Source organism: Variovorax sp. P4_B11 (assembly GCF_056402355.1).
In genome coordinates, this window is record NZ_JBFUHO010000006.1 from 194,157 (window position 1) to 221,155 (window position 26,999).

The 26,999-nt window shown below is 68.8% G+C and carries 25 protein-coding genes; 11 read left to right on the plus strand and 14 right to left on the minus strand.

Annotated elements, in window-relative coordinates:
* Positions 1-24 precede the first annotated feature (24 nt).
* The 6 genes from AC1DYD_RS09085 to AC1DYD_RS09110 all read right to left on the minus strand — a co-directional run bounded on the left by AC1DYD_RS09085 (position 25) and on the right by AC1DYD_RS09110 (position 6,791).
* Positions 25-1,155 (minus strand): acyl-CoA dehydrogenase family protein, encoded by a 1,131-nt coding sequence (locus tag AC1DYD_RS09085; protein WP_478172412.1) that lies wholly within the window; start codon positions 1,153-1,155, stop codon positions 25-27.
* A gap of 10 nt (positions 1,156-1,165) precedes the next feature.
* On the minus strand, positions 1,166-2,413 hold the full coding sequence (locus tag AC1DYD_RS09090) for a glutamate carboxypeptidase (RefSeq protein WP_478172449.1): 1,248 nt from the start codon (positions 2,411-2,413) through the stop codon (positions 1,166-1,168).
* 46 nt (positions 2,414-2,459) lie between these two features.
* On the minus strand, positions 2,460-3,644 hold the full coding sequence (locus AC1DYD_RS09095) for an acetyl-CoA C-acyltransferase (RefSeq protein WP_478172413.1): 1,185 nt from the start codon (positions 3,642-3,644) through the stop codon (positions 2,460-2,462).
* Positions 3,645-3,817: 173 nt separating this feature from the next.
* The gene (gene aceK, locus AC1DYD_RS09100; RefSeq protein WP_478172414.1) at positions 3,818-5,629 is read right to left on the minus strand and encodes a bifunctional isocitrate dehydrogenase kinase/phosphatase; all 1,812 of its coding nucleotides are present in this window, start codon (positions 5,627-5,629) and stop codon (positions 3,818-3,820) included.
* A 7-nt stretch (positions 5,630-5,636) separates the two neighbouring features.
* Positions 5,637-6,353 carry a carbonate dehydratase gene (gene can / locus AC1DYD_RS09105; RefSeq protein ID WP_478172415.1) on the minus strand — a complete coding sequence of 239 codons (717 nt, stop codon included), beginning with the start codon at positions 6,351-6,353 and terminating at the stop codon, positions 5,637-5,639.
* Positions 6,354-6,395: 42 nt separating this feature from the next.
* Positions 6,396-6,791 (minus strand): MerR family transcriptional regulator, encoded by a 396-nt coding sequence (locus AC1DYD_RS09110; RefSeq protein ID WP_478172416.1) that lies wholly within the window; start codon positions 6,789-6,791, stop codon positions 6,396-6,398.
* Between the two features lie 97 nt (positions 6,792-6,888).
* On the opposite strand from AC1DYD_RS09110, the gene AC1DYD_RS09115 reads away from it, so the two are divergent.
* From AC1DYD_RS09115 to AC1DYD_RS09130, 4 genes are all read left to right on the plus strand, one after another.
* A complete protein-coding gene (locus AC1DYD_RS09115; RefSeq protein ID WP_478172417.1) occupies positions 6,889-7,950 on the plus strand; it encodes an MBL fold metallo-hydrolase in 1,062 nt (353 codons plus the stop codon).
* A 31-nt stretch (positions 7,951-7,981) separates the two neighbouring features.
* The gene (locus AC1DYD_RS09120) at positions 7,982-9,295 is read left to right on the plus strand and encodes a leucine-rich repeat-containing protein kinase family protein (RefSeq protein ID WP_478172418.1); all 1,314 of its coding nucleotides are present in this window, start codon (positions 7,982-7,984) and stop codon (positions 9,293-9,295) included.
* A gap of 1 nt (position 9,296) precedes the next feature.
* On the plus strand, positions 9,297-10,196 hold the full coding sequence (locus AC1DYD_RS09125; protein WP_478172419.1) for a pseudouridine synthase: 900 nt from the start codon (positions 9,297-9,299) through the stop codon (positions 10,194-10,196).
* Between the two features lie 187 nt (positions 10,197-10,383).
* The gene (locus tag AC1DYD_RS09130; protein ID WP_478172420.1) at positions 10,384-11,154 is read left to right on the plus strand and encodes an SDR family oxidoreductase; all 771 of its coding nucleotides are present in this window, start codon (positions 10,384-10,386) and stop codon (positions 11,152-11,154) included.
* 94 nt (positions 11,155-11,248) lie between these two features.
* On the opposite strand, the gene AC1DYD_RS09135 is transcribed toward AC1DYD_RS09130, so the two are convergent.
* From AC1DYD_RS09135 to AC1DYD_RS09160, 6 genes are all read right to left on the minus strand, one after another.
* Positions 11,249-12,127, minus strand: coding sequence for a M48 family metallopeptidase (locus tag AC1DYD_RS09135; protein WP_478172421.1), 879 nt, complete (start codon positions 12,125-12,127; stop codon positions 11,249-11,251).
* A 10-nt stretch (positions 12,128-12,137) separates the two neighbouring features.
* Entirely contained in the window at positions 12,138-12,908 is a 771-nt protein-coding gene (locus tag AC1DYD_RS09140; RefSeq protein ID WP_478172422.1) for a lysophospholipid acyltransferase family protein, read from the minus strand.
* Positions 12,908-13,483 (minus strand): D-glycero-beta-D-manno-heptose 1,7-bisphosphate 7-phosphatase, encoded by a 576-nt coding sequence (gene gmhB / locus AC1DYD_RS09145; protein WP_478172423.1) that lies wholly within the window; start codon positions 13,481-13,483, stop codon positions 12,908-12,910. Before gmhB ends, AC1DYD_RS09140 begins: the two co-directional genes overlap by 1 nt.
* A gap of 13 nt (positions 13,484-13,496) precedes the next feature.
* On the minus strand, positions 13,497-15,641 hold the full coding sequence (gene glyS / locus AC1DYD_RS09150) for a glycine--tRNA ligase subunit beta (protein WP_478172424.1): 2,145 nt from the start codon (positions 15,639-15,641) through the stop codon (positions 13,497-13,499).
* Between the two features lie 5 nt (positions 15,642-15,646).
* Complete coding sequence (gene glyQ, locus AC1DYD_RS09155; RefSeq protein WP_478172425.1) at positions 15,647-16,552, minus strand: glycine--tRNA ligase subunit alpha; 906 nt, start codon at positions 16,550-16,552, stop codon at positions 15,647-15,649.
* A 207-nt stretch (positions 16,553-16,759) separates the two neighbouring features.
* Entirely contained in the window at positions 16,760-17,827 is a 1,068-nt protein-coding gene (locus tag AC1DYD_RS09160; RefSeq protein ID WP_478172426.1) for an asparaginase, read from the minus strand.
* A gap of 173 nt (positions 17,828-18,000) precedes the next feature.
* Between AC1DYD_RS09160 and AC1DYD_RS09165 the strand changes: the two genes are divergently transcribed.
* From AC1DYD_RS09165 to AC1DYD_RS09195, 7 genes are all read left to right on the plus strand, one after another.
* On the plus strand, positions 18,001-18,678 hold the full coding sequence (locus tag AC1DYD_RS09165; protein WP_478172427.1) for a TetR family transcriptional regulator C-terminal domain-containing protein: 678 nt from the start codon (positions 18,001-18,003) through the stop codon (positions 18,676-18,678).
* Between the two features lie 190 nt (positions 18,679-18,868).
* Positions 18,869-19,456: an NAD(P)H-dependent oxidoreductase gene (locus tag AC1DYD_RS09170; RefSeq protein WP_478172428.1), complete on the plus strand. Its 588-nt coding sequence runs from the start codon at positions 18,869-18,871 to the stop codon at positions 19,454-19,456.
* 23 nt (positions 19,457-19,479) lie between these two features.
* Positions 19,480-20,346, plus strand: a complete 867-nt coding sequence (locus tag AC1DYD_RS09175; RefSeq protein ID WP_478172429.1) for a creatininase family protein — start codon at positions 19,480-19,482, stop codon at positions 20,344-20,346.
* Between the two features lie 57 nt (positions 20,347-20,403).
* Entirely contained in the window at positions 20,404-21,393 is a 990-nt protein-coding gene (locus AC1DYD_RS09180) for an ABC transporter substrate-binding protein (protein WP_478172430.1), read from the plus strand.
* Positions 21,394-21,431: 38 nt separating this feature from the next.
* Positions 21,432-22,268 (plus strand): ABC transporter ATP-binding protein, encoded by an 837-nt coding sequence (locus AC1DYD_RS09185; RefSeq protein ID WP_478172431.1) that lies wholly within the window; start codon positions 21,432-21,434, stop codon positions 22,266-22,268.
* The gene (locus tag AC1DYD_RS09190) at positions 22,265-23,173 is read left to right on the plus strand and encodes an ABC transporter permease (protein WP_478172432.1); all 909 of its coding nucleotides are present in this window, start codon (positions 22,265-22,267) and stop codon (positions 23,171-23,173) included. Before AC1DYD_RS09185 ends, AC1DYD_RS09190 begins: the two co-directional genes overlap by 4 nt.
* Before the next feature lie 5 nt (positions 23,174-23,178).
* Positions 23,179-24,543, plus strand: coding sequence for an FAD-binding oxidoreductase (locus tag AC1DYD_RS09195; protein ID WP_478172433.1), 1,365 nt, complete (start codon positions 23,179-23,181; stop codon positions 24,541-24,543).
* Here the strand turns inward: AC1DYD_RS09195 and lnt are convergent.
* Both lnt and AC1DYD_RS09205 read right to left on the minus strand, forming a co-directional pair.
* Positions 24,540-26,108, minus strand: a complete 1,569-nt coding sequence (lnt, locus tag AC1DYD_RS09200; RefSeq protein WP_478172434.1) for an apolipoprotein N-acyltransferase — start codon at positions 26,106-26,108, stop codon at positions 24,540-24,542. The genes AC1DYD_RS09195 and lnt overlap by 4 nt on opposite strands.
* Positions 26,105-26,986: an HlyC/CorC family transporter gene (locus AC1DYD_RS09205; RefSeq protein ID WP_478172435.1), complete on the minus strand. Its 882-nt coding sequence runs from the start codon at positions 26,984-26,986 to the stop codon at positions 26,105-26,107. The genes lnt and AC1DYD_RS09205 overlap by 4 nt, the downstream gene beginning before the upstream one ends.
* Positions 26,987-26,999 lie beyond the last annotated feature (13 nt).

Genomic DNA, 26,999 nt, shown 5'->3' on the forward strand with positions numbered 1-26,999 from the left:
CCCTCCCCTCGACGCCCCGGCGGCTCAGGCCAGGGCGCGCTGGATCAGCAGCTTCTGGATGTCCGAAGTGCCCTCGTAGATCTGGCACACGCGGACGTCGCGATAGATGCGCTCGAGCGGGAAATCGTTGACGTAGCCATAGCCGCCCAATGTCTGGATCGCCGCGCTGCAGACGCGCTCGGCCATCTCGCTGGCGAACAGCTTGGCCATGGCGGCCTCCTTGAGGCAGGGCCGGCCGGCATCGCGCAGGCTGGCCGCATGCCAGATCAGCTGGCGCGCGGCTTCGATCTGCGTCGCGCAGTCGGCCAGCCGGAAGCCCACGGCCTGCTGGTCGAAGATGCTGCCGCCGAAGGCCTGGCGCTCCTTGGCATAGGCCAAAGCCACCTCGAAGGCGCTGCGCGCCATGCCCACGCTCTGCGCGGCGATGCCGATGCGCCCACCTTCGAGCGCGCCAAGCGCGATCTTGTAGCCCTCGCCCTCCTGGCCGATCAGGTTGCCGGCCGGAATGCGGCAGGCATCGAAGTTGATCTGCGCCGTATCGCTCGAGTGCTGGCCGAGCTTGTCCTCGAGCCGCGCGACGTTGTAGCCGGGTGCATCGGTCGGCACGATGAAGGCGCTCATGCCGCGCTTGCCCGCGCCCTTGTCGGTGACCGCGATCACGATCGCGACCTGGCCGTTCTTGCCGCTGGTGATGAACTGCTTGACGCCGTCGATCACCCAGCCGTCGCCCTCCTTGCGCGCCGTGGTGCGCAGCGACGAGGCATCGCTGCCGGCCTGCGGCTCGGTCAGGCAGAAGGCGCCCAGCATGCGGCCCTGCGCCAGCGGCTGCAGCCATTGCTGCTTCTGCTGGGCATTGCCGTAGCGCATCAGGATCGCGTTGACCGGGCAGTTGGTGACGCTGATCGCGGTGCTGGTGCCGCCGTCGCCGGCGGCGATCTCTTCGAGCACCAGCGCCAGCGTGAGGTAGTCGAGCCCCGCGCCGCCGTCTTCCTCGGGCACGCAGATGCCGTAGGCGCCGAGCGCCGCCAGGCCCTCGTGCGCCGCCTTCGGAAAGCTGTGCTCGCGGTCCCACCGCGGCGCGTGGGGCCAGAGTTCCGCTTGCGCGAAGGCGCGCACCGCGTCGCGAATCGCTTCCTGGTCGGCGCTGAGCAGCATGATGCGTTCCTTACTTCGATTGACCGAGGTCCATGATCAGCTTGCCGGCCATGTAGAGCCGGCGCGGGATCGCGCTGGTGTCGACGTACTCGGCCTTGTCGCTGTGGTAGCCGAAGCCGGGCAGTCCCAGGCTCTCGATGACCGGCTTGCCCGACAACGCCGCGTAGGCCGCATCGGTGCCGCCGCCGGTGCGCTCGACGATGTCGAGCTCGCCGCCGGCTTCCTTGTAGTAGCCCACCGCCTTGTCGACCAGCTTGCGGCCCGCATCGCCCGCGTTGAACGCCGGGCGGCCGCGCGTGACGAGCACCTTGACGTCGGCTTCGGGCAGCTTCTTCTGCTGCGCCTTGTACTCCAGCGTCTTCATCGCGGCGTCGAAATCCTCGTTCTTCGCATAGCGCACGTCGGCATTCAGCGTGGCGCTGGCCGGGATGATGTTGGAGACCGCGCCGGCCTTGGCGATGGTCCAGTTGAAGCGCAGGCCCTTGGCCTTGTCGTCGATGTCCATGGTCCGCAGCACCAGGTCGGAAGCCTCGACCAGCGAATTCACGCCGAGCTCGGGCGCGGCGCCCGCGTGCGAGGCCTTGCCGGTGATGTTGACCTGCACGTAGGCGATGCCCGAGGTGCCCAGCGACAGGTCTTCCTTGCCGGCGCCGGTGGGCTCGAACGAGAGCACGTAGTCGGCCTTGGCGGCCTCTTGCTGGATCAGCTCGCGCGAGCCGAAGGAGCCCTTCTCCTCGTCGGTATTGAACAGCACCGTGATCGTGCCGAAGTCCTTGAAGCCGCGGTCCTTGAGCAGCTTGAGCGTGTGCACGATGACCGCGTTGCCGCCCTTGTCGTCGGCGATGCCCGGGCCGTAGGCCTTGTCGCCTTCGACCTTGAACGGCGCCTTGGCCAGGATGCCTTTGAGGTAGACGGTGTCCATGTGCGAGAGCAGCAGCAGGTTCTTGCCGCCCTTGCCCTTCAGCTTGCCGACGATGTTGTCACCGACCACCAGGCCGGCCGACTTGCTGCGCGTGACCGTGAAGCCCAGTGCCTTGAGCTGCGCCTCGAGGTAGTTGCCGGCCGAGGCGAGGCCTTCGGCATCGCCGGTGCCGGTCTCGATGTTGACCAGCGTCTCGAGCGTCTTGATGACGGCCGGTTTCTCGGCCGTGGCGGCATCGAACAGGGCCTGGTCGCGGGTTTGGCTCCAGGCAGCGGGTGCGATGAAAACGGTGACTAGCAGCGCGGCCAACGCGCTGCGGGGGAAAGCCGAATGAATCAACGAATACTCCGATGGGGAAAAAATTTGAATTCCAGGCAGCGCGTCAAAGCAGCTCGATCGCCACTGCCGTGCCTTCGCCGCCGCCGATGCACAGCGTCGCGACGCCGCGCTTCTTGCCGCGCTGCTGCAGCGCATGGATCAGCGTGACCATGATGCGCGCGCCGCTGGCGCCGATCGGATGGCCCAGCGCGCAGGCGCCGCCGTGGACGTTGACGATGTCGTGCGACACGTTCAGCTCGTGCATCAGCGCCATCGGCACCACCGCGAAGGCCTCGTTGACTTCCCAGAGGTCGACGTCCTTGACGGTCCAGCCGGTCTTCTGGAACAACTTGGCGACCGCGCCCACGGGGGCGGTGGAAAACCACTCGGGCTGCTGCGCGTGCGTGGCGTGGCCGACCACGCGGGCGATCGGCCTGGCGCCGTACTTCTGCGCCGTGCTGCCGCTCATCATCACCAGCGCAGCGGCGCCGTCGTTGATCGACGAGCTCGATGCCGCGGTGATGGTGCCGCCGTCCTTCTTGAAGGCCGGCTTCAGGGTCGGGATCTTGTCGAGCCTGACCTTGCCCGGGCCCTCGTCGATCTCGACCACGGTGTCGCCGCCACGGCCCTTGACCGTGACCGGTGCGATCTCGGCCTTGAAGGCGCCCGACGACGTCGCCGCCTTGGCCCGCTCGACGCTGGCGATCGCGAAGGCGTCCTGCTGCTCGCGCGTGAACTTGTACTTGGCCGCGCAGTCCTCGCCGAAGGTGCCCATCGAGCGGCCCGGCTGGTAGGCGTCCTCGAGGCCGTCGAGCATCATGTGGTCGAAGATGCGGTCGTGGCCCATGCGGTAGCCGCCACGGCCCTTGAGCATCAGGTAGGGCGCGTTGGTCATGCTCTCCATGCCGCCGGCCACCATCACTTCATGCGTGCCCGCGAGCAGCATGTCGTGCGCCAGCATCGCCGCCTTCATGGCCGAGCCGCACATCTTGCTGAGCGTCACCGCGCCGGCGCTGTCGGGCAGGCCGCCCTTGTAGGCCGCCTGCCGCGCCGGCGCCTGGCCCTGGCCGGCCATCAGGCAGTTGCCGAACAGCACCTCGCCGACGCTGTCGGCCGGAATGCCGGCGCGCTCCACCGCCGCCTTGATGGCGACGCCGCCCAGGTCATGCGCCGAGAGGGAAGAAAAGTCGCCCTGGAAGCCGCCCATCGGGGTGCGGGCGGCGCCGACGATCACGATCGATTCGCTCATTTGAATGCTCCTTAAAAAGACAGTTCATACAACAACCTTCGCAGGTCTCACGCCCCTGGCGACTGGCGCCCCCGAGGCCAGAAACACCGCGGAACCGGCTTTGCCGGGCCGCCGGTGTTGCCCCCGGCCGGGGGTGGGCGGGCTACACGAAGTGAGCCCAACCTGGGGGCGAGCTAAAAATACGGCGCGTGGCCGTCGTGCTTGAAGCGTTGCGCCTCATCGTACGGAAACACATCCAGCATCTGCCCGGCCTGGATGCGCTGCTTGTGGCTCTGCCAGAAGGCGGCGTCGAGCAGGTCGGCGTGGTGGGCCATGAAGGCCTCGCGCACCGCCGGATTGCCGAGCAGGAAGGGCTCGAAGGTCTCGGGGAAGATGTCCTTCGGGCCGACCCGATACCAGACTTCGCCGCTCATCTCGTCCTCCTCGTTGCGCGGCGCCGGCACCTTGCGGAAGTTGCAGTCGGTGAGGTACTCGATCTCGTCATAGTCGTAGAACACCACCTTGCCGCCGCGCGTGACGCCGAAGTTCTTGAACAGCATGTCGCCCGGGAAGATGTTGGCCGCCACCATGTCCTTGATCGCATTGCCGTACTCGATCACCGCGTGCTCCAGCTGCTTGCCCGCCCGCCTGGCGTGCTCGGGCTGCGCCAGCAGGTCGAAGGACTCCTGCAGGAAGAGGTTCAGCGGGATCATGCGGCGCTCGATGTAGACGTGCTTGACCACCACCTCCATTTCCCCGTTGCCGTCGCGGTCGCCGATCTCCAGCTGGCTCGGCGCGAACTTGCGGATTTCCTCGATCAGCTCGGGCTCGAAGCGGTCGAGCGGGAAGCCGACATCGCTGTATTCGAGCGTGTCGGCCATCCGGCCCACGCGGTCATGCTGCTTCACGAGCATGTACTTGCTCTTGATCTGCTCGCGCGTGGTGTCCTTCTGCGGCGGATAGAAGTCCTTGATGACCTTGAAGACGTAGGGGAAGGACGGCAGGTCGAACACCAGCATGACCATGCCCTTGATGCCGGGCGCGATCCGGAACCTGTCGGTCGAGTAGCGCAGGTGGTAGAGGAAGTCGCGGTAGAACAGCGTCTTGCCCTGCTTGGCGAGGCCCAGCGCGTTGTAGATCTCGGCCCGCGGCTTGCGCGGCATCAGCGAGCGCAGGAACTGCACGTAGGCCGAGGGCACCTCCATGTCGACCATGAAATAGGCCCGCGCGAAGCTGAACAGCATCTGCAGGTCCTCCTCGCCGAACAGCGCCGCGTCCACGTAGAAGCGGCCCTGCTCGTCGTGCAGGATCGGCAGCGCGAACGGCATCTCGAGGAAGCCGTTGTTGATCTTGCCGACCACGTAGGCGCCCTTGTTGCGATAGAACAGCCCCGACAGCACCTGCAGCTGGAAATTGGCCCGCAGCTTGATCTGGTGGAAGCGTCCGAGGATGGCGGCCGCGACCCGCTCGGCGTCGCGCCGGCGGTCGGCATAGCGGCCTTGCAGCGCATAGTCCTCGAGCATGCGCTCGACCGTGTCGGCCAGCGTGTCTCGCTCCGGATAGTAGGCGCGGTAGGTCGGCGCGTCGCGCGGCTCGATGTACTCGGTGCTGATCGCCGGCCGCACGAAGATGAAATCGTTCTGGAAGTAGGCCCGGTGCAGGATCTTGGTGGTGACCGAGTTGAAGAAGCTCTCGGCCAGCTCCGGCTGGTGGTGGTCGACCAGCAGGCCGATGAAGTGCAGCTTGACCTGGTGCCAGACCTCCATCGGCTGCTCGCCGGCCTTGAACTCCTTCTCGAGGCGGGCCACCGCCTCGCCCACCCGCAGGTCGTAGAACTCGATGCGCTCGCGCTGGGCGCGCTGCTGGCCGTGCCAGTCGGCGGTCTCGAAGCGGTGCTTGGCGCGCGCCGATTCGGCGCGAAAGAGCCGGTAGTGCCGATCGAAGCCGTCGCGCATCGCCCGGGCGATGTCATAGGCGAGCGGCGAATCGAGGCGCTGCGGGAACATGGCTCGCCTACTTGGGAGATCCGATCGTTTCAGCCTGGCCCAGGACGGCGTCCAGCGGCGTGCTCCACTTGTAGCGGATGCGCTGCACCGCGGCCCGGTACAGGGTTTCGAGCGGCTTGGAGCCGTCGACCGTCATGCCGAGGTCCTGCAGCAGGCCGTCGTTGACCCCGAAGGCCCAGCCATGGATGGTCACCTGCTGGCCGCGGCCCCAGGCATCGCACATCACGGTGCTGACCGCGACGTTGACCACCTGCTCGGCCACGTTGAGTTCGCACAGGGCATCGGCCCGGGCCGGCTCGGGCAGGCTCTCGAGCATCACCCGATGGCGGTCGCGCACGTCCTGGATGTGGCGGATCCAGTTGTCGGCGATGCCGATGCGCGCGCCCTCGAGCGCCGCCTGCACGCCCGAACAGCCGTAGTGGCCGACCACCATGATGTGCCGCACCTTGAGCCGCTCGACCGCGAACTGGATCGCCGACAAGGCGTTGAGGTCGGAGTGCACGACGATGTTGGCGACGTTGCGATGAACGAAGACCTCGCCCGGCTCGAGGCCGGTGATCTGGTTGGCGGGCACCCGGCTGTCGGAGCAGCCGATCCACATGTACTTGGGCGTCTGCTGCTTCACCAGGCTGGTGAAGAAGCCGGGGCGATCGCGCTCCATGCGCGCCGACCAGGCGCGGTTGTGAGCGAACAGGTCCTCGAGGGAGTCGGGCGTGTTGTCCATTGTCTTGTCGATCCGGTTGGGTTGATGGGCTCGGGCAGCGGCTCAGCGCGCCTTGGGCTTCGCGGTGCGGGCCAGCGCCGCGCGCGCCTTCCTTTCCTGGACGCGAACCTCGGCCAGGTTCGCCTGCAGTTCGGCCAGCTGCGCTTCGAGCTGCTCGCGGTGGGCGCCAAGCACGCCGAGAAAGCGCTCGAGCTGCACCGCGGTATCGCGCGGGCTGTCGTACATGTCGAGGATCTCGCGCGCCTGCGTCAGCTTGAGGCCGAGGCGCTTGGCCCGCAGCGTCAGCGTGAGGCGGGCACGGTCGCGCGAGGTGTAGATGCGCTGCAGCCCGGCGCGGCGCGGCGCCAGCAGTCCCATGTCTTCATAGAAGCGGATGGCTCGCGTGGTGAGATCGAACTCCTTGGCGAGCTCGCCGATGGTGAAGGTCTGCGAAGGCATGGAAAATGTCGGAAAGCGTGTGCGGAAAGCGGGTTCAGGCGGCACTGCCTACAATATCGGCTCAACGCCATGACGTTTACGTTAACGTCAATCGTACATGAACCTTCTCGAACGCGAACTCCAATACCCCCTCGGCGACACCCTGCCGGCACCCGGCCAGACGGTCGAAGTGGCCTCCGGCATCCGCTGGATCCGCATGGCGCTGCCCTTCGCCCTCGACCACATCAACCTCTGGCTGCTGCGCGACAGCATCGACGGCGTCGAAGGCTGGAGCGTGGTCGACTGCTGCATCTCCCACGATGCCTCGCGCGCGCAATGGGAGCAGATCTTCGAGACCCAGCTCCAGGGGCTGCCGATCCTGCGGGTCATCGTGACCCACATGCACCCGGACCACATCGGCCTGGCGCACTGGCTCTGCGAGCGCTGGACGGCGCCGCTGTGGATCAGCTCGACCGACTACCACGTGGCGCGCGTGCTCACCAGCGCCGGCGACACCCTGGCCGGCGGCGATGCGGCGGCCGACTTCTTCGCCTCGCACGGGCTCACCGACCCCGAGGCGGTCGCCAAGATCCGCGCCCGCACCAGCTACTACGCCAACATGGTGCCCTCGGTGCCGGCGAGCTTCGTTCGCATGCTCGATGGCGACGACGTCATGATCGGCGGCCGCGCCTGGCGCTGCATCAGCGGCTACGGCCACGCGCCCGAGCACATCGCGCTCTACTGCGAGGAGCTCAACGTGCTGCTGGGCGGCGACATGATGCTGCCGCGCATCTCCACCAACGTGAGCGTGCATGCGGGCGAGCCCGAGGCGAACGCGCTGCGGCTGTTCCTCGACAGCATCGAGCGCTTCAAGTCGCTGCCGGTCGACACGCTGGGGCTGCCGTCGCACGGCAAGCCCTTCACCGGCATCCACCGCCGCGTCGAGCAATTGCAGGAGCATCACCGCGACCGCCTGGCCGAGCTGCTGGAGGCCTGCGTCGCGCGGCCGCACAGCGCGGCCGAGGGCCTGCCGATCCTGTTCAAGCGCGCGCTCGACCTGCACCAGATGACCTTCGCGATGGGCGAGACCGTCGCCCACCTGCACCTGCTGTGGTTCTCCGGCCAGGTGCAGCGGCGGCTGGGCACCGACGGCATCTACCGCTTCGGCGTCTTTTCATGAGCCGCCGGGCCGCTCCCAAGGGGAACGCCGGATGACGATCCTGGGCCGCCTGCGCGCGGGCGAGCTGGCCGGGGCGCGGCGGCTCGACCTGAGCTGCGGGCTGAGCGAGTTTCCGCCCGAGATCTTCGACCTGGCGGATTCGCTCGAGGTGCTGAACCTCTCGGGCAATGTGCTGCGTTCGCTGCCGCACGACCTGCACCGGCTGCACCGGCTGCGCGTGCTCTTCTGCTCCGACAACCAGTTCACCGCCTTGCCCGAGGTCCTCGGGCAATGCAGCGGACTCGAGATGATCGCCTTCAAGGCCAACCGCATCGCGCAGGTGCCGGCGGCCGCCTTGCCGCCGGCGCTGCGCTGGCTGATCCTGACGGACAACCAGATCGGCGCCCTGCCGGCCGAACTCGGCGAGCGCCCACGGCTGCAGAAGCTCATGCTCGCCGGCAATCGACTGCAGGCGCTGCCCGAATCGATGGCCGCCTGCCGCGCCCTCGAACTGCTGCGCATCTCGGCGAATCGCTTCGAGGCGCTGCCGGGATGGCTGCTGTCGCTGCCGCGGCTGTCCTGGATCGCCTTTGCGGGCAATCCTTTCGACGAGGCGCCCGAAGCGCACGCGATCGATGCCCAGCCGACGCCGGGCATCGACTGGCGCCAGCTTTCGCTGAAGCGCAAGCTCGGTGAAGGCGCCTCGGGCGTGATCCACCAGGCCGATTGGCGGCCGCCGGGCGGCAGCCACCGGCCGGTCGCGGTGAAGCTGTTCAAGGGCGCAGTCACCAGCGACGGCTGGCCGCACAGCGAGATGGCGGCCTGCATCGCGGCCGGGCCGCACCCGGGCCTGATCCCGGTGCTGGGACGGGTCGAGGACCATCCGGACGCGGCCTCGGGCCTGGTGCTCGAACTGGTGGATCCGAGCTTCCGCAACCTGGCGGGCCCGCCGAGCCTGCAGTCCTGCACCCGCGACGTCTACGCCGACGATGCCCGCTGGTCGCTGCAGACCGCGCAGGGCATGGCGCGCGGCATCGCTTCGGCGGTGGCCCGGCTGCATGCGCGCGGCATCCTGCATGGCGATCTCTACGGCCACAACATCCTCTGGAACGGCCGCGGGGAAGCCCTGCTCGGCGACTTCGGCGCGGCTTCGTTCCTGCCGCGCGACGCTGCGGCGCAGTCGCACGCGCTGCAGCGCATCGAGTCCCGCGCCTTCGGCTGCCTGCTCGAGGAGTTGCTGGAGCGCAGCGAGCCGGCGGATGCCGCGGTGCAGGCCCTGCTGGGCGGGCTGCGTTCGCGCTGCCTCGACGACGACCCCGTAGCGCGCCCGCTGTTCGACGAAATCGTCGCGGCCCTGGGGCCCTGACATGGCCGGCCTGCCGCTGCCCGTGCGCGATGGCGTCGGCCCGAGCTGCGTCGCGCTGCCCGCGGGCCACTGGCCGACGATCGCGGAGTTCCTGGTGCAGCGCTTTGGAGCGATCCCGCGGACGACCTGGGAGGCCCGGATCGAGGCCGGCGACGTGGTCGACGAACATGGCACGCGCGTCACCGCCGAGCGGCCGTACCAGCCACGGCTGCGGGTGTACTACTACCGCGCACTGGAATCCGAGCCCGTCATACCGTTCGACGAACAGGTGCTGCACCGGGACGCGCACCTGCTGGTGGTCGACAAGCCCCACTTCCTGCCGGTCACGCCGGTCGGCAAGTACGTCCAGCAAAGCCTGCTGGTACGCCTCAAGCGCAAGCTCGGCCTCGACCACCTGGCGCCGCTGCACCGCATCGACCGCGAGACCGCGGGCCTGGTGCTGTTCTCGGTGCAGCCGGCCGGCCGCGGCCCCTACAGTGCGCTGTTCGCCGAGCGCGCCATCCACAAGCGCTACGAGGCGATCGTGCCCTGGCGGCCCGGCCAGGCGCTGCCGGCCGTGCGCCGGAGCAGGCTCGCCTCGGATGCGCACTTCATGCGCATGGCCGAGGTCGCCGGCGAGCCCAACGCCGAGACGCACTTCGACCTGCTCGAAGCGCGCGACGGCTGGGCGCGGCTGGGCCTGTCGCCGGTCACCGGCCGCCGGCACCAGTTGCGGGTGCACTGCGCGGCCCTCGGCATGCCGATCCGCAACGATGCGATCTATCCGGCGCTGCGGCCCGAAGGCAGCGACGACTTCGACCAGCCGCTGCAACTGCTGGCGCGGGAAGTCGCCTTCGTCGATCCGCTGAGCGGCGCCGAGCGGCGCTTCACGAGCCGGCGCTCGCTGGCCTTTCCGGCCTGAACTGGCGCCAAGGTGACGCCGCCAGGCGGCAGCGCGCACTAACATGCCCCCCACGCTCCCCCACTGCGTGCGAGTCGCTGCCCCCCGAGGGGGCCGCGGGCCGCCTTGGGAGCGGCCCGGCGCCGGCCCAGGTTCCGGGCAACCGCATCGACCGGCACCCGCATTGCACACCCAGGAGACACACCGCATGGACACCACCCAACTCTTCTCGCTCAAGGGCCGCACCGCGCTCATCACCGGCGGCTCGCGCGGCATCGGCCGCATGATCGCCGAGGGCTTCCTGGCCCAGGGCGCCCGCGTCTACATCTCGGCCCGCAAGGCCGCGGCCTGCGACCAGACCGCCAAGGAGCTGTCGGCCTTCGGCCATTGCGTCTCGCTGCCGGCCGACGTCTCGACCGTGCAGGGCGCGCAGGCGCTGGTCGAGGCCTACGCAAAGCACGAGGGCTCGCTCGACATCCTGGTCAACAATGCCGGCGCAGCCTGGGGCGCCCCCTACGCCGAATTCCCCGAAAGCGGCTGGGACAAGGTGGTCGACCTGAACCTGAAGACGCCCTTCTTCCTGACCCAGGCGCTGACGCCGATGCTCAAGAAGGCGGCCACCGACCACCTGGCCAAGGTCATCAACATCGCATCGATCGACGGCATCTCGGTCAACCCGCAGGAAACCTACTCGTACGCGGCCAGCAAGGCCGGCCTGATCCAGCTCACGCGCCGCATGGCGCTGCGCCTGGCACAGGAGCGCATCGTGGTCAGCGCGATCGCGCCGGGCGCCTTCGCCTCCGACATGAACAAGGACGCGCGCGACCACGGCGACGAGGTCAAGGCGCGCATTCCGGCCGGCCGCATCGGCGAGCCGGAGGACATGGCGGCAGCCGCGATCTACCTGGCTTCGCGCGCGGGCGACTATGTCATGGGCTCGACGCTGGTGGTGGACGGCGGCGTCACTCACGCCAGGTAGCAGGCCGCCTTGGGGCGGCCCGGCGCCGGCCTGGGCCCCCACGCTCCCCCGCTGCGTGTGGGTCGCGGCCTGGATCGCCACAGAATGCCGTCACCTACCAGCGCGGCACCGGCTCGTCCTTGAGCTGCCGGCGCAGATGCTGGTAGTCGGGCATCACGCTTTCGACCGTTTCCCAGAAGCGCGGGCTGTGGTCCATCACGCGCAGGTGGCTCAGCTCGTGGGCGACCACGTAGTCGATCACCGACATCCGGAAATGCACCAGCCGCCAGTGCAGCCGGATCGCGCCGTCGGCGCTGGCGCTGCCCCAGCGCGTCGAGGCGTTCGACAGCGACAGCTTGTGCCAGGCCACGCCCAGCCGCGGCGCGAAATGGTCGAGCCGCTCGACGAAGATGCGCCGCGCCTGCCGCATCAGCCAGGCCTGCGCGGCATCGCGGATCTGTGCCGCGCTCGCGTTCTTCGCCAGCGCCAGCCGGAGCACCGGCGCGTCGCTGCCGTCCGCTCCGGCGTCGAGCACCCCGCCCACGCCATCGAAGGCATGGTGCGGATCGAGCCGCACCGTCACCTGCTGGCCCAGGAACGGGAAAGCGACGCCGTCCTTCCATTCGATGCGCGCCGATTCCAGCCGTGCATGGCGCTGCTGCGTCTCGGCCAGCTTGCGCAGGATCCAGTCGCCCTTCTCCTTGACGGCGGCATCGACGTCGCGCAGCGCCACCCAGCGCGGCGCCCGCACCGACAGGCCCTCGACCCCGACCACGAAGCCGATGGTGCGGCGCTTGCCGCGCGTGAACTCGTAGGCCACGCGCGCATCGCCCAGCGTGACTTCGCGCGTGGCGCGCGGATGGGTGAAGCGCGCGGGGCTCAGCGCGTCGGCCAATGGGATCGCCGGCTTGTGCGGCCCGTCGGGCGACGGCGGGTCCGGCGCGGCCGTCGGCGCGTCGAACAGGTCGAGCGTGAACTTCAGCAGGCCGCGCATGGTCCGGGATTCAGGCTGCGGTCGATGCCGCCGGGGCAGCAGCCGGCGGAGCATAGGCCTCGGGATCGAGCCGGCGCATCTCGGCCTCGATCCAGGCCTCGACTTCGCGCATCAGTTCGTCGGGCTTGCGCCCCACGCTCGAAATGGCCGGGCCGATCGAGACATCGACCACGCCCGGGTGCTTGATGAAGGCCTTGCGCGGCCAGACCTTGGCCGAGGTGACCGCGATCGGCACCACCGGCACCCCGGTTTCGCACGCAAGCCGCGAGCCGCCGCTCTTGTAGTTGCCCTTCTGGCCCCGCGGGATGCGCGTGCCCTCGGGGAACATGATGATCCAGATGCCCTGCTCGAGCAGCTTGCGGCCCTGCGCCACGACCCTGTTGAAGGCCTGCGTCCGCTGGCTGCGATCGATGTGGATCATGTCGAGCCGGGCCATGGCCCAGCCGAAGAAAGGGACGTAGATCAGCTCCTTCTTGAACACGAATGCCAGCGGGTGCGGCATCAGCGTGGGCATCAGGAAGGTCTCGTAGGTCGACTGGTGCTTCACGAGCAGAACGCAGCCCGCGAGCTTGTCGGTCGGCAGGTTCTCCATGCCGGTGACGCGGGTGCGGATGCCCAGCAGCACGCGCGCGCCGCCGATCGCCCAGCCGAGCCAGCGCTGCGCCATCCAGTAGAGCGGGATGCCGCGCTTCCAGAGCGAGCTGACGCACATGATGATCCCCCAGGGGACCACGGTAACGAGCATCCACAGCGCGTGGACCACGGATCGGACGAAATCCATCAGACAGCCACTTTCAGCGCATCGCGCTCTTCGCGTTCCAGCAGGAAGTCGACGAAGGCCGCCAGGTCCTCGTGGACGCGGGTGTTCGGCGGGTACTCGGGGGGCAGGGGCACGCCGCGGCAGGCCTGGCCCATGCCGGTCAGCAGCAGGTGCGGCTCGCAGCCCGCGGCGGCACCGGCCAGCAGGTCGCGCAGGCTGTCGCCCGCGGTCGGCACATGGGTCAGGTCGACGCCGTAGCGCTCGCCGATCTGCAGGTACAGGCCGGGCTTGGGCTTTCGGCAGTCGCAGCCTTCGTCGGGGCTGTGCGGGCAATAGAACACCGCATCGACCCGGCCACCGACGGCCGCCAGCATCTTGTGCATCTTGGCGTGCATCGCGTTGAGCGAGACGACGTCGAACAGTCCGCGCCCGAGGCCCGACTGGTTCGACGCGATGACCACGTGCCAGCCCGCATGGTTGAGCCGCGCCACCGCCTCGAGCGCGCCCGGCAGCGGCGTCCACTCGATGTCGCTCTTGACGAAGTCCTCGCGGTGCACGTTCAGCGTGCCGTTGCGGTCGAGGATGACGAGTTTCATGGTGCTGCCCCGATCAGGTCGCCAGCCGCTCGAGCTGCGCCACCCGGTTCATCGCCGCGTGCAGCAGCATCAGGAGCCCGAGCCGGTTGAGCCGCAGGTCGGCCTGCTCGGCATTCACCATCACGCCGTCGAAGAAGGCATCGACCGGCTCGCGCAGCGCCGCCAGCGTCTGCAGCGAGGCGGTGTAGTCGCCCTTGTCGAACTGCGCGTCGGCCACCGGCACCAACTGCTCCATCGCGGCATGCAGCGCCTTCTCGGCCGGCTCCTGCAGCAGCAGTGCGCTGACGTGGGCGTCGGCCTCGGGCGATTTCTTGAGGATGTTGCCGATGCGCTTGTTGGCCGCGGCCAGTGCCGACGCCTCGGGCAGCGCGGCGAAGGCACGCACCGCCGCCAGCAACTGCGGCACCTCGCCCAGGCGCTGCGGGCGCGGCGCCAGCACGGCGTCGACCTCCTGTGCGCTGGCGCCCTGCTCGCGCAGGCTGCCGGCGAGGCGGTCGTAGATGAAGGCCTCGAGCGCATCGGTCGGGTCGCTCAGCGCGAGCTCTGCGGACTTGTGGACGCCGAAGGCCGCGAAGGCGCTGCCGAGCACGGCGCGCAATTCCAGCGGAAGCCGGCGCTCGATCAGCATGCGGATCACGCCCAGCGCGTGGCGGCGCAGGGCGAAGGGGTCGCGGTCGCCGGTCGGCAGGTTGCCGATCGCGAACATGCCGACCAGGGTCTCGAGCTTGTCGGCCAGCGCGACCACGATGCCCACCGGGTTGCGCGGCAGCGCGTCGCCCGCGAAGCGCGGCTTGTAGTGGTCCTCGATGGCATCGGCCACCGCGTGCTCCAGACCGTCGTGCAGCGCGTAGTAGCGCCCCATGGTGCCCTGCAGCTCGGGGAACTCGCCGACCATGTCGGTCACCAGGTCGGCCTTGGCCAGCTGGGCGGCCTGCGTCGCCTGGCGCGCCAATGTGGCGTCGCCGAGCTGCTCGGCCAAGGCGCGCGCGATGCGCATCACGCGCTCGACCCGCTCGCCCTGGGTGCCGAGCTTGTTGTGATAGACCACCTTCGCCAGCGATTCGACGCGCGAGGCCAGCGACTTCTTGCGGTCCTGGTCGAAGAAGAACTTGGCGTCGGCCAGCCGCGGGCGCACCACGCGCTCGTTGCCGCCGATCACCGCGCTGGCGTCGTCGGGCCGGATGTTGCTGACCACCAGGAACTTGTTGGTCAGCTTGCCGGCGGCGTCGAGCAGCGGGAAGTACTTCTGGTTGGCCTTCATCGTGAGGATCAGGCACTCCTGGGGCACGTCGAGGAACTCGCCCTCGAACTCGCACACCAGCACGTTCGGCCGTTCGACCAGCGCCGTGACCTCGTCCAGCAGCGCCTCGTCAAGGATGGCCTGCGTGCCGCCACCGACCGTCTCCGCCGCTTCGGCGAGCTGTCGGGCGATCTCGAGGCGGCGCGCCTCGAAGCCCGGGATGACGGCGCCCTGCTCGCTCATCTGCTCGGCATAGCTGTTGGCATCGCGCAGTTCGACCGGATCGACCGCGGCCTCGAAGCGGTGGCCGTGCGTCTGCCGGCCGGCCGTGAGCCCGAGCGCGCCGACCGGCACGATGGCGTCGCCATGCAGCGCCACCAGGCCGTGCGCCGGCCGCACGAAGCTCACGCTGGTCCATCCCGGCAGCTCGCAGTTGGTCTCGAGCTGGTAGCTCATGACCTTCGGGATCGGCAGCTTGGCGATCGCCTCGGCCAGCGCCTTCTGCAGCCCTTCGGCCAAGGTCGCGCCCTTGGCGACGCTCTGGAAGAACAGCGCCTCGGCCTTGCCGTCCATGGCGCGCTGCAGATCCGGCACCGCGCTGGCGTCGGCGCCCAGCGCCGCCAGCCGCTTCAGCAGCGCGGGTGTCGGCTGGCCCGCGGCATCGAGGCCCACGGCCACCGGCATCAGCTTCTGCGAGACCGCCTTGTCGGCGGCCTGTGCCTGCACGTGGGTCAGGTGGGCCGCCAGCCGACGCGGCGACGCGTAGGCGGTGAGCACGGAGCCGGCATCGGCCAGGCCGAGCGCGATCAGCTGGTCGTGCAGCACCGTGGCGAAGGCATCGCCGAGCTTCTTCAGCGCCTTGGGCGGCAGTTCCTCGACGAACAGTTCGACGAGCAGGTTTTTCTGGAGGGTCGTCATATCGCTCAGGCCGCCTTCTTCGTCATCTGTGCAACCCACTCGCGCGGCGCCATCGGGAATCCGAGCCGCTCGCGGCTCTCGTAGTAGCTCTGCGCGACGCTGCGCGCGAGGTTGCGGATGCGGCCGATGTAGGCAGCGCGCTCGGTCACGCTGATCGCGCCGCGCGCGTCCAGCAGGTTGAAGCTGTGGGCCGCCTTGAGCACCTGCTCGTAGGCCGGCAATGCGAGCTGCGCCTCCATCAGGTGCTTCGCCTGCTTCTCGTGGGCCGCGAAGGCCGTGAAGAGGAAGTCGGCGTCGCTGTGCTCGAAGTTGTAGGTCGACTGCTCGACCTCGTTCTGGTGGTACACATCGCCGTAGCTGAGGCCGGGCGCCCATTCGAGGTCGTAGATGCTTTCCTTGCCCTGCAGGTACATCGCGAGGCGCTCCAGGCCGTAGGTGATCTCGCCGGTGATCGGCTTGCAGTCGATGCCGCCGACCTGCTGGAAGTAGGTGAACTGCGTCACCTCCATGCCGTTGAGCCAGACCTCCCAGCCCAGGCCCCAGGCGCCGAGCGTCGGGTTCTCCCAGTCGTCCTCGACGAAGCGGATGTCGTTCTTCTTCAAGTCGAAGCCGAGCGCCTCGAGCGAGCCCAGATAGAGCTCCAGGATGTTGCTCGGCGCCGGCTTCAGCACCACCTGGTACTGGTAGTAATGCTGCAGCCGGTTCGGGTTCTCGCCGTAGCGGCCGTCCTTGGGGCGGCGGCTCGGCTGCACGTAGGCGGCCTTCCAGGGCTCAGGCCCGAGCGCGCGCAGGAAGGTGGCGGTGTGCGAGGTGCCGGCCCCGACCTCCATGTCGTAGGGCTGCAGGAGCGCGCAGCCCTGGGCATCCCAGTAGGCTTGGAGCTTGAGAATGATCTGTTGGAAAGTCAGCATGGTTGGCCTGGTGGCCGCAGGAGGGCAAAGCGCCCACTACGCGGCGAGCCGGCCATTTTACGAGCCATAACTTCCCCTCTGAAGCCGCGCCGCGCCAGCCGGGGCATGTTCCAGAAATACCGCGGAACCGGCTTCGCCGGGCCGCCGGTATTGCCCCCCGGCAGGGGGGTGGGCGGCTACACGCAGTGAGCCAACCTGGGGGGCGAGTCAATACTCCCAGAAGATCCGCTGCAGTTCCTTCGTATCTTTGGTCCTGGTGAGCGCCACCATCGCCAGGATGCGCGCCTTTTGCGGCCGCAGGTCATGCGCCACCACCCAGTCGTACTTGTCGTCGGGCTGCTCGGCGTTGCGGATCACGAAGCCGTCCGGCACGCGCGCGCTGCGGATCACCAGGATGCCGTCGGCGCGCACCTTCTGCAGGTGCGGCACGATGCGGTCGGCCACCGAGCCGTTGCCGGTGCCGGCATGCACCAGCGCCTTGATGCCGCTCCCGGCCAGCGCGTTGATGGTGACCGGCGTCACGCCCTCATAGCCCAGCGCGATCTCGACCGGCGGCAGCGCGTCGATGCTGTCGATGTCGAACTCGGACTGCATCGTGTGGCGCCTCACCGGCGCCCGGAACCAGTAGTTGCGCCCCTCGACGATCATCCCGAGCGGGCCCCACTGGCTCTTGAAGGCGTCGGTCTTGATGTTGACCGTCTTGCTGACGTCGCGGCCGGTGTGGATCTCGTCGTTCATGGTCACCAGCACGCCCTTGCCTGCCGCGTCCTTGCTGGCCGCCACGTTGACGGCGTCGAACAGGTTCAGCGCGCCGTCGGCCGACAGCGCGGTGCCCGGGCGCATCGAGCCGACCACGATGATCGGCTTGGGCGTGTGGACGGTCAGCGTGAGGAAGTAGGCGGTCTCTTCCAGCGTGTCGGTGCCGTGGGTGATCACGATGCCGTCGACATCCGGTTGCTTCGACAAGGCCGAGACGCGCTTGGCGAGGGTCAGCAGGTTGTCGTTGGTGAGGCTTTCGGAGGCGATCTGGAACACCTGCTCGCCGCGCACGTTGGCCACCTTGGAGAGTTCGGGCAAGCCAGCGATCAGCTTGTCGACCGGCACCTTGGCCGCCGAATAGGTGGCGCTGTTGACCGCAGACGCCCCGGCGCCGGCGATGGTCCCGCCGGTGGCCAGGATCACGACATTGGGCAGCGCCTGGGCGTGGGCGATGGCCGCGGCTGCGAACAGCGCGGCGGCGCCCGCCAAGGCGCGGAATCGAGTGGCGAAGTGCATGGAAACTCCTCTTGGGTGTGTGGCGAAGCGGCGTGAAGATACCGGAATGCCCGCCCCATGGCGCATGCGCGCAATGCCGTGCGCGCATGCGGTCATGCCGGCGAACCGAACATGCCGCCGGAGCAAGATCCGGGCAAGCGCTACCATCGCAGCGCGGTGCCCCGCCGAACAAGATGACTTCCGAGATCGCCTCCTCCGAGCCCCAGGCTGCGCAGCAGATGCCCGCCCCCACCGGCCCGCTGTCACGCGCGCGGCCCGGACGCGAGCGCATCCTGGCGGCGATCCGCAGCGCGGCGATCGCCGAATTCAGCCTGCACGGCCTGAAGGGCGCCTCGACGCAAGCCATCGCGGCGCGCGCAGGGCTGACCAAGCCCCAGCTGCACTACTACATCGCCGGCAAGGAAGAGCTCTACGAAGAGCTGCTGATGCAGGTGCTGCACGACTGGAAGGTGGTGTTCTCGTTCGAGGACCACGCCGGCGCCCCCGGCGCGGTGCTCGGCGACTACATCCGCAAGAAGCTCGACCACGCTTTCGACAGCCCCGAGATCTCGCGCATCTTCACGCGCGAAGTGCTCGACGGCGGCCGCAACCTCGAGCGCTACTGGCCGAATGCACGGCTCTGGACGCAAAAGAAGGTCGACATCATCAACGGCTGGATCGCGCGCGGCCTGATGCGGCCGCTCGATGCCCGCCTGCTGCTGATGCACATCTGGGCCATGACCCAGAGCTATGCCGACTACGCGCTGCAGACGCGCGTGATGCTCGGCCTGCCACCCGACGCCCCGGTCGACCGCGAGCCCATCGCGCGCGAGCTGGTCGCGTTCGTGCTCGGCGGCTGCGGCATCAAATAGCCCCCACGCTCCTCACTTCGTGTGTCGCTGCCCTCCGAGGGGGCCGCAGGCCGCCTTGGGGCGGCCCGGCGCCGGCCTGACCCCCTCGCCGCCTGAAAGGAGATCTGCGTCTCCCGCTTTTGGTGCGGTGGCGCTGGCACGTCGCTTGCATAACCTGACCACTTGCTCTGATTAAGCGGTCAAACACACCATGCGCGTGCTCGTCGTCTACTGCCACCCGGTCGAAACCAGCTTCCACGCGGCGCTGCACCGGGAGGTGCTGCGCCAGCTGCGCGAGGCCGGCCACGAGGTCGACGACTGCGACCTCTATGCCGAAGGCTTCGACCCGGTGCTGTCGCGCGAGGAGCGCCTGGGCTACCACGAGGTGCCGGGCAACCAGCTGCCGCTGAAGCGCCACGTCGAGCGCCTGCAGTGGGCCGAAGGCATCGTGTTCTGCTTCCCGACCTGGTGCTTCGGCCTGCCGGCGATGCTCAAGGGCTACTTCGACCGGCTGTTCATGCCCGGCGTCGCCTTCGACCTCAGCGACCCGAAGAACGTCAAGCCGATGCTCACCCACATCAAGCGCATCTCGGCCGTCGTGACCTACGGCCGCCCGCGCTGGGTCGCCTGGTACATGGGCGACCCGCCGCGCAAGATCGTCACGCGCTACATGCTGCGCCTCACGGGCAGGCAGGCGCGCGTGGACTACCACGCCCACTACCACATGAACGTGGCGACCGAGCCGCAGCTGAAGCGCTTCATGCGGCGCGTCGGCCAGGCCATGGCCCGCTTCGCCTGACCCCTTCCCGTCACAGGACTCCCATGCTCCACGGCTACATCCCGCCCCACCGCTTCCTGCCCTACCTGAGCTGGACCGAAATCGACGCGCTGCCCGATCGCGAGAACACCGTCATCGTGCTGCCTTGCGGCGCGATCGAGCAGCACGGGCCGCACCTGCCCTGTTCGGTCGACAGCGTGATCGCCTCGGGTGTGATGGGCAAGGCGCTCGAGCGACTGCCCGCCGAGGTGCGCGCCTTCGCGCTGCCGACCATCACCTACGGCAAGTCGGAAGAGCACCTGCACTTCCCCGGCACGATGACGCTCACCGGCACCACCCTGCTGGCGACCGTGATCGAGATCGGCGAGTCGGTCTACCGCGCGGGCTTCCGCAAGCTGCTGTTTGCCAACGGCCATGGCGGCCAGCCCCAGGTGCTCGAGATGGCGGCGCGCGAGCTGCGCCTGCGGCATGGCGATTTCGTGGTCGTGCCGCACGGCGTGTCGCGGCTGCCGAACGCTTCCAGCAAGCAGATCAGCGAACAGGAAAAGCGCCTGTCGATGCATGCCGGCCACTCCGAGACCGCGCTGATGCTCGCGCTGGCGCCCGACACGGTGCACATGGAACGCGCCGCCGCCAACTTCCCGCCGCCGTTCCCGATCAAGCTGTTGTCGCCCGACGGCCGCCCGGCCTGTGCCTGGACCGCGCGCGACTTCGGCCCCAGCGGCGTCATCGGCGACCCGACCAGCGCGACGCGCGAGCAGGGCGAGGAGATCCTCGACACGCTGTCCGCGAGCTGGGTGCAGGCGCTGACCGAATTGCACGCGCTGCGCTGGGTGGTGCGCGAGGAGCCCACCTGGGGCCGCGGCCACGAGCAGGGCTTCATCCAGTCGTCCGTCGGAGCCGTGGCCTGAGGCCCGCTCCTTGCATCAGCTCCCGCTTCGCTTCCAACCCCTCAGAGAGGTCCTCACATGCGCCTTCCCCTCGCCCTCCGTCTCGCCCCCCTGGCCGCGGCTCTCGCGCTGGCCGCCGCCGCGCCGGCCCAGGCCCAGGACAAGTTCACCTACATGACCAACTGGTACGCGCAGGCCGAGCACGGCGGCTTCTACCAGGCCGTCGCCCAGGGCATCTACCAGAAGTACGGCCTCGACGTCACGATCAAGATGGGCGGCCCGCAGGTCAACATCACGCAGATGATGGCCGCCGGCCAGGCCGACTGCATCATGGGTTCGAGCGACATCCAGATGATGCAGGTGCGAGAAGGCGGCGTGCCGGTGGTCAACGTCGCGGCCTTCTTCCAGAAGGATCCGCAGGTGCTGATCGCCCACGACGACGTCAAGAAGTTCGAGGACCTCAAGGGCAAGACGATCCTGATCGGCGCCCAGGCCAATCGCGGCTACTGGCCCTGGCTGAAGGCCAAATTCGGTCTCACCGACGAACAGACCCGCCCCTACACCTTCAATATCCAGCCCTTCGTGGCCGACAAGAACACCGCGCAGCAGGGCTACCTGACCTCCGAGCCCTACGCGATCCAGAAGGCCGGCGTGAAGAGCACCGTGCTGATGTTCAGCGACCACGGATTCCCGGCCTACGCCACCACCGTCTCGTGCATGGACAAGACCGTGAAGGAGCGCAGCAAGCAGGTCGCGGCTTTCGTCAAGGCCTCGGCCGAAGGCTGGAAGAGCTACCTCGCCGATCCGGCGCCCGCCAATGCGCTGATCAAGAAGGACAACCCCAACATGACCGACGACCAGCTGGCCTACAGCGTCGCCAAGCTCAAGGAGATGGGCATGGTCACGGGCGGCGACGCGGCCACGCAGGGCATCGGCGTGATCACCGATGCGCGCGCCAAGGCCAGCTACGACTTCCTGGTCTCGGCCAAGCTGCTCGACCCCGCCAAGGTGGAAGTCGCCAAGACCTACACGACCGAATTCGTGAAGGACGCCAAGGTCCTGCCCTGACACACCGGGCGCTTCGGCGCCCTCTCGAAAGGCTCCGCATGAACGACACCGAATCCGCCTCCTACACGCTGCCACCGCAACCCCGCTCCACCGTCCCGGCGGTCGAGGTCCTCTCCGCCGAGAAGACCTACCCGAACGGCACGCAGGCGCTGCTGCCGGTGGACCTGCGCATCGCCGAAGGCGAGTTCATCACCCTGCTCGGGCCCTCGGGCTGCGGCAAGAGCACCTTGCTCAAGATGGTCGCGGGCATGCTCGAGCCGACCGATGGACGGCTGCTGGTGTGGCGCAAGCCGGTGGCGCAGATCGACGAGAGCGGCCGGCGCATGGCCTTCGTGTTCCAGTCGCCGACACTGATGCCCTGGGCCAGCGTGCGCAGCAACGTGCGGCTGCCGCTCGACCTCGCCGGCGTGCCGCGCAAGGAGGCGGAAGAACGCGTCGCCGAGGCGCTCGAGCTGGTGGGGTTGGAGAAGTTCGCCACGGCCTTGCCGCGGGCACTGTCCGGCGGCATGCAGATGCGGGTATCGATCGCGCGCGGTCTCGTGACCCAGCCCGACCTGCTGTTGATGGACGAACCCTTCGGCGCCCTGGACGAGATCACGCGCCACAAGCTCGACGCCGAACTGCTCGACCTCTGGCGCAAGAAGAAGCTCACGGTGATCTTCGTGACCCACTCGATCCACGAGGCGGTGTTCCTGTCGAGCCGCGTCGTGATGATGGCCGCCCGGCCGGGCCGCGTGGTCGAGCAGTTCCGCATCGACGAGCCCTACCCGCGCAGCGCCGATTTCATGGTGTCGCCGCAGTTCAGCCGCTATGCAAAGACGCTGCAGGACAGCTTGCTTCGCGCCAGCAGCGCGCATGACGAGGTCGATGCATGAGCGCACTGGCACCGACGACCGCCACGGGGACCCCAGCGATGAAAGCACCGACGACGCCGGCCCGGACTGGACCGGCGGCGAAGCCAGCCACGCCGAAGCAGCCGGCCCGCATTCCGCTGCTGCAGCAGCCGCGCGTCCAGCGCGTGATGTATCCGCTGCTGGTCGGCGTGGTGCTGATCGCGCTCTGGCAGGGCCTGGTCACGGCGCTGGAACTGCCGCCCTACCTGGTGCCCTCGCCCGCCCTGATGATGCAGACGCTGGTCACCGACTGGGTGCCGCTCGGCATGGCCCTGCTCGTGACACTCAAGATCACCGTGCTGTCCTTCGTGGTCGCCACCATCGCCGGCGTGCTGATCTCCTTCCTGTTCGTGCAGAGCAAGCTGATCGAGACCGCGCTGTTCCCGTACGCCGTGCTGCTGCAGGTGACGCCGATCGTCGCGGTCGCGCCGCTGATCATCATCTGGGTCAAGAACCCGAGCGCGGCGATGGTGGTCTGCGCGGCGCTGGTCGCGCTGTTCCCGATCATCAGCAACACCACGCTGGGCCTGCGCAGCATCGAGCCCGACCTGCAGAGCTACTTCAAGCTCAATCGCGCGACCCGCTGGCAGCAGCTGGTGCGCCTGCGCATCCCGAGTGCGCTGCCCTACTTCTTCGGCGGCCTGCGGATCTCGAGCGGCCTGGCGCTGATCGGCGCCGTGGTGGCCGAGTTCGTCGCCGGCACGGGCGGCTCGGGCGCCGGCCTGGCCTACCAGATCCTGCAGGCCGGCTTCCAGCTCAACATCCCGCGGATGTTCGCCGCCCTGCTGCTGATCTCGCTGACCGGTGTCGCGCTGTTCGTGCTGATGGCCTGGCTCACCCAGCTCGCGCTCGGCTCCTGGCACGCGAGCGAACTCTCCCAAGACTGATTCCGATGAATGCACCCATGACCTCGATCGAGCGCCTGCACCTCGAACTGCCCGAACTCGACTGGATCACCGACCCGAGCCGCATCGCGCGGCTGTCGCAGGACTTCGCCTGGTTCAGCCCGGTGCTCGACCGGCAGCTCAAGGACAAGCGCGCCGATGCCGTCGTGCGCCCGCGCACCGAGGACGAGATCCGCGCGCTGGTGGGCGCCTGCGCCCGGCTCGGCGTGCCGATCACGATCCGCGGCAGCGGCACCGGCAACTACGGCCAGACCACGCCGCTGGCCGGCGGCGTGGTGCTCGACATGACCGGCTACAACGCGCTGCAATGGGTGCGCCCCGGCGTCGCGCGGGCCCAGGCCGGGATCCGGCTCGGCGAACTCGAGAAGCACACCCGCCCCTCCGGCCAGGAGCTGCGCTGCATTCCGTCGACCTACCGCAGCGCGACGCTCGGCGGCCTGTTCGGTGGCGGCTTCGGCGGCGTCGGCTCGATCAACTACGGCCCGCTCGGCGCGCCCGGCAATGTGCTCGGCCTGCGCGCGATGACGATCGAGCCCGAGCCGCAGATCGTCGAACTGCGTGGCGCCGAGGCGATGCGCATGCACCACCTGTGGGGCACCAACGGACTGGTGCTGGAGCTCGAGGTGGCGCTGGCGCCGGCCCATCCGTGGCTCGAGAGCCTGGTGGTCTTCGACACCTTCGCCCCGGCGCTGGCCTTCGCCGACGCGCTGGCGCATGCACCCGGCATCGTGAAGCGCGAAGTGGCTTTCTTCGCGAGCCCGGTGCCGGACCACCTGGCGCAGCTCGCCGAGCATCTGCCGCAGGGCTGCCACGCGGTGCTGTCGCTGGTGGCGGAATCCTCCGAAGACCCGATGCTCGCACTCGCCGAGGCGCATCGCGGCCGCCTGAGCTACCGCAAGACCGCCGACGAGGTGAAGAAGAGCAACCGCACCTTGATGGAGTTCACCTGGAACCACACGACGCTGCACGCGCTCAAGATCGACAAGTCGCTGACCTACCTGCAGAGCAGCTTCGTGCCGGGCCAGCATGTGGCGCAGATCACCGAGATGGAACAGCTGTTCGCCGGCGAGGTGCTGATGCACGTCGAGTTCCTGCGCAACCTCGACGGCCTGCTCACCTGCAGCGCGCTGCAGTTGGTGCGCTTCACGACCGAGGAGCGGCTGGACCAGATCATCCGCATGCATCGCGAACGCGGCGTGCGCATCAACAATCCGCATGTCTTCATCGTCGAGGACGGCAAGGCCGGGGGGGCCTTGCCGCCCGAGATCGTCGAGATGAAGAAGCGCTTCGATCCGCGCGGGCTGCTGAACCCGGGCAAGCTGCGCGACTGGCCCGCGAAGACGTCGAGCTAGACGCGAAGACGGCGGCGCACGAGCGTCGCCGCGACCACCGCCAGCGCCAGCCCCCACAGCGGCCAGAGCCCGAAGCGCGACACCCACACCGCATAGGGCGTGTGCCCGCCCCGCCCTTCGACTTCCGCCTTCAGCACGCCGCGCGTGAGCCGCGGCAGCGCGTGCGTCACCCGGCCGCGATGGTCGATGACCACCGTGGCCCCGGTGTTGGTGGCGCGCACCATCGGCCGCTGGAACTCCAGCGCCCGCATGCGCGAGATCGCCAGGTGCTGGTCGATTGCGATCGAATCACCGAACCAGGCGATGTTGCTGACATTGAGCAGCACCGTGGGCGCCTCTTCGGCATTGCGGAAGTTGGCGCCGATCTCGTCGCCGAACAGATCCTCGTAGCAGATGTTCGGCGCGATGCGCTGGCCCAGCCAGACGAAGGGCGGCTGCGCCAGCCCGCCGCTCGCGAAATCGCCGAGCGGGATGTTCATCATGTCGGTGAACCAGCGGAACAGGCTCGGGATGAACTCCCCGAAGGGCACCAGGTGGTGCTTGTCGTAGCGATAGGGCGCCGTCTCGCCGGGCTTGAAGCCGAGCACCGCATTGCTGTAGGAGCGGCCATCGCCCATCGGCAGGCCGACGATCGCGGCCTGGGTGCCGCGCTGGTAACGCGCCGCGACCGCGTCCAGGTAGCCCGGCGGCAGTTGCGACGGCAGCAGCGGCAAGGCCGTCTCGGGCGTGATCACCAACGGCGCGTCGGCATCGCGCAGCTTCTCGCCGTACCACTGCAGCGCGGTCGCGATGCCACCGCCCGGGATGAACTTCTCGTCTTGCGGGATGTTGCCCTGCAGCAGTTCGATGCCGATGCGCCCGCGCGAACGGGCCGTGTCGTCGGCGGGCGCACCACGCGCCAGGTCGATCAGCGCCGGCACGCAGAACAACACCAGGGCCAGCCCGACCGGCAGCGCGAAGGCGCGACCGCGCGCGTGGCGCAAGGCCAGCGGCACCAGCGTCGCGATGCCGGCCGCGACCGCGCCGATGCCGTAGACGCCGACCCAGGGCGCGTAGACCGCGAGCGGCCCGTCGACATGCGCATAGCCGCCCGCGCCCCATGGGAAGCCCGTGAACCAGCTGCCGCGCAGCAGTTCGGCCAGGGTCCACAGCGCGGCGAAGAAGGCCGCAGAGCGCAACGGACTCGGCGGCGCGAAGGCCACGTACAAGGCACAGGCGAAGGCGTAGTAGAGCGAAAGCGCCGCGGCCAGCGCGAACACCGCCAGCGCGGCCAGCGGCGCTGCCAGCCCGCCGTAGGTGTGCATCGAGATGAACAGCCACCAGAACGTGCCGCAGAGCCAGGCGGTCGCGAAAACCCAGCCGAGGAAGCCCGCCGCACGCCAGGGCCGGGACGCGTCGTCAGCGGTGCCGCGGGCGGGACGCAGCGCATCGAGCTGCCACACCAGCGCAGCGAGCGACAGCAGTTGCAGCCACCACAGCGGCCGGCCGTCCCACGGCGCCGCGATCGATGCCGCCTGGGCCAGCCCCGCGAGCCCGAAGCCCAGCGCGCGCAGCAGCGTTTTCAATCGGCCGCGTCGTCGCCGCGCGCCGGCGAGACCTTGAACCAGCGCACCGCGCCGCCCTTGGTGTGCAACACGACGAAGTCGAAGGCGCCGAGCGCGTAATGCTCGCCGCGCTTGGGCACGTGGCCCATCTCGTGCGCAATCAGGCCGCCGATGGTGTCGAACTCCTCGCTCAACGCCTCGTCGAAAGTGATGCCGAAGGCTTCGGCGACGCGCTCGATCGGCGTGTCGCCCGCCACGCGGTAGGTGTGGTCGGCGAGGCCGAAGATGTCGCCCTCGTCTTCGGGGATGTCGAACTCGTCCTCGATCTCGCCGACGATCTGTTCGAGCACGTCCTCGATGGTGATCAGGCCGGCCACGCGGCCGAATTCGTCGATCACCACCGCCAGGTGGTTGCGGTTGCCGCGAAACTCGCGCAGCAGGTCGTTCAGCCCCTTGCTTTCGGGCACGAAGGTCGGCGGCCGCAACAGCGCGCGGATGTTCAGCCCCGGCGCCCGCTGCAGCTTGAGCAGGTCTTTCGCGAGCAGGATGCCGATGATGTTTTCCTTCTCGCCCTCGTAGACCGGAAAGCGCGAATGGGCGGTATCGATCACCAGGTGCAGCAACGCGTCGTAGGGCGCGTCGATGTTGACCAGGTCCATCCGCGGCGCCGCCACCATCACCTCGCCGGCGGTCATGTCGGCCATGCGGAGCACGCCTTCGAGCATCACGCGCGATTCGGCGCCAATGACGTCGTTGTCCTCGGCGTCGGCCAGGGTTTCGATCAGTTCGTCGCGGGAATCGGGCCCGGGGTGAATGAATTCGGCGAGCTTCTGGAGAAAGCTGCGCTTGTCTTCGCGTTCGACGGGCGCGCGATCACGATCAGGGTGAGGGTCGGCCACTGCGGGAGGGCGG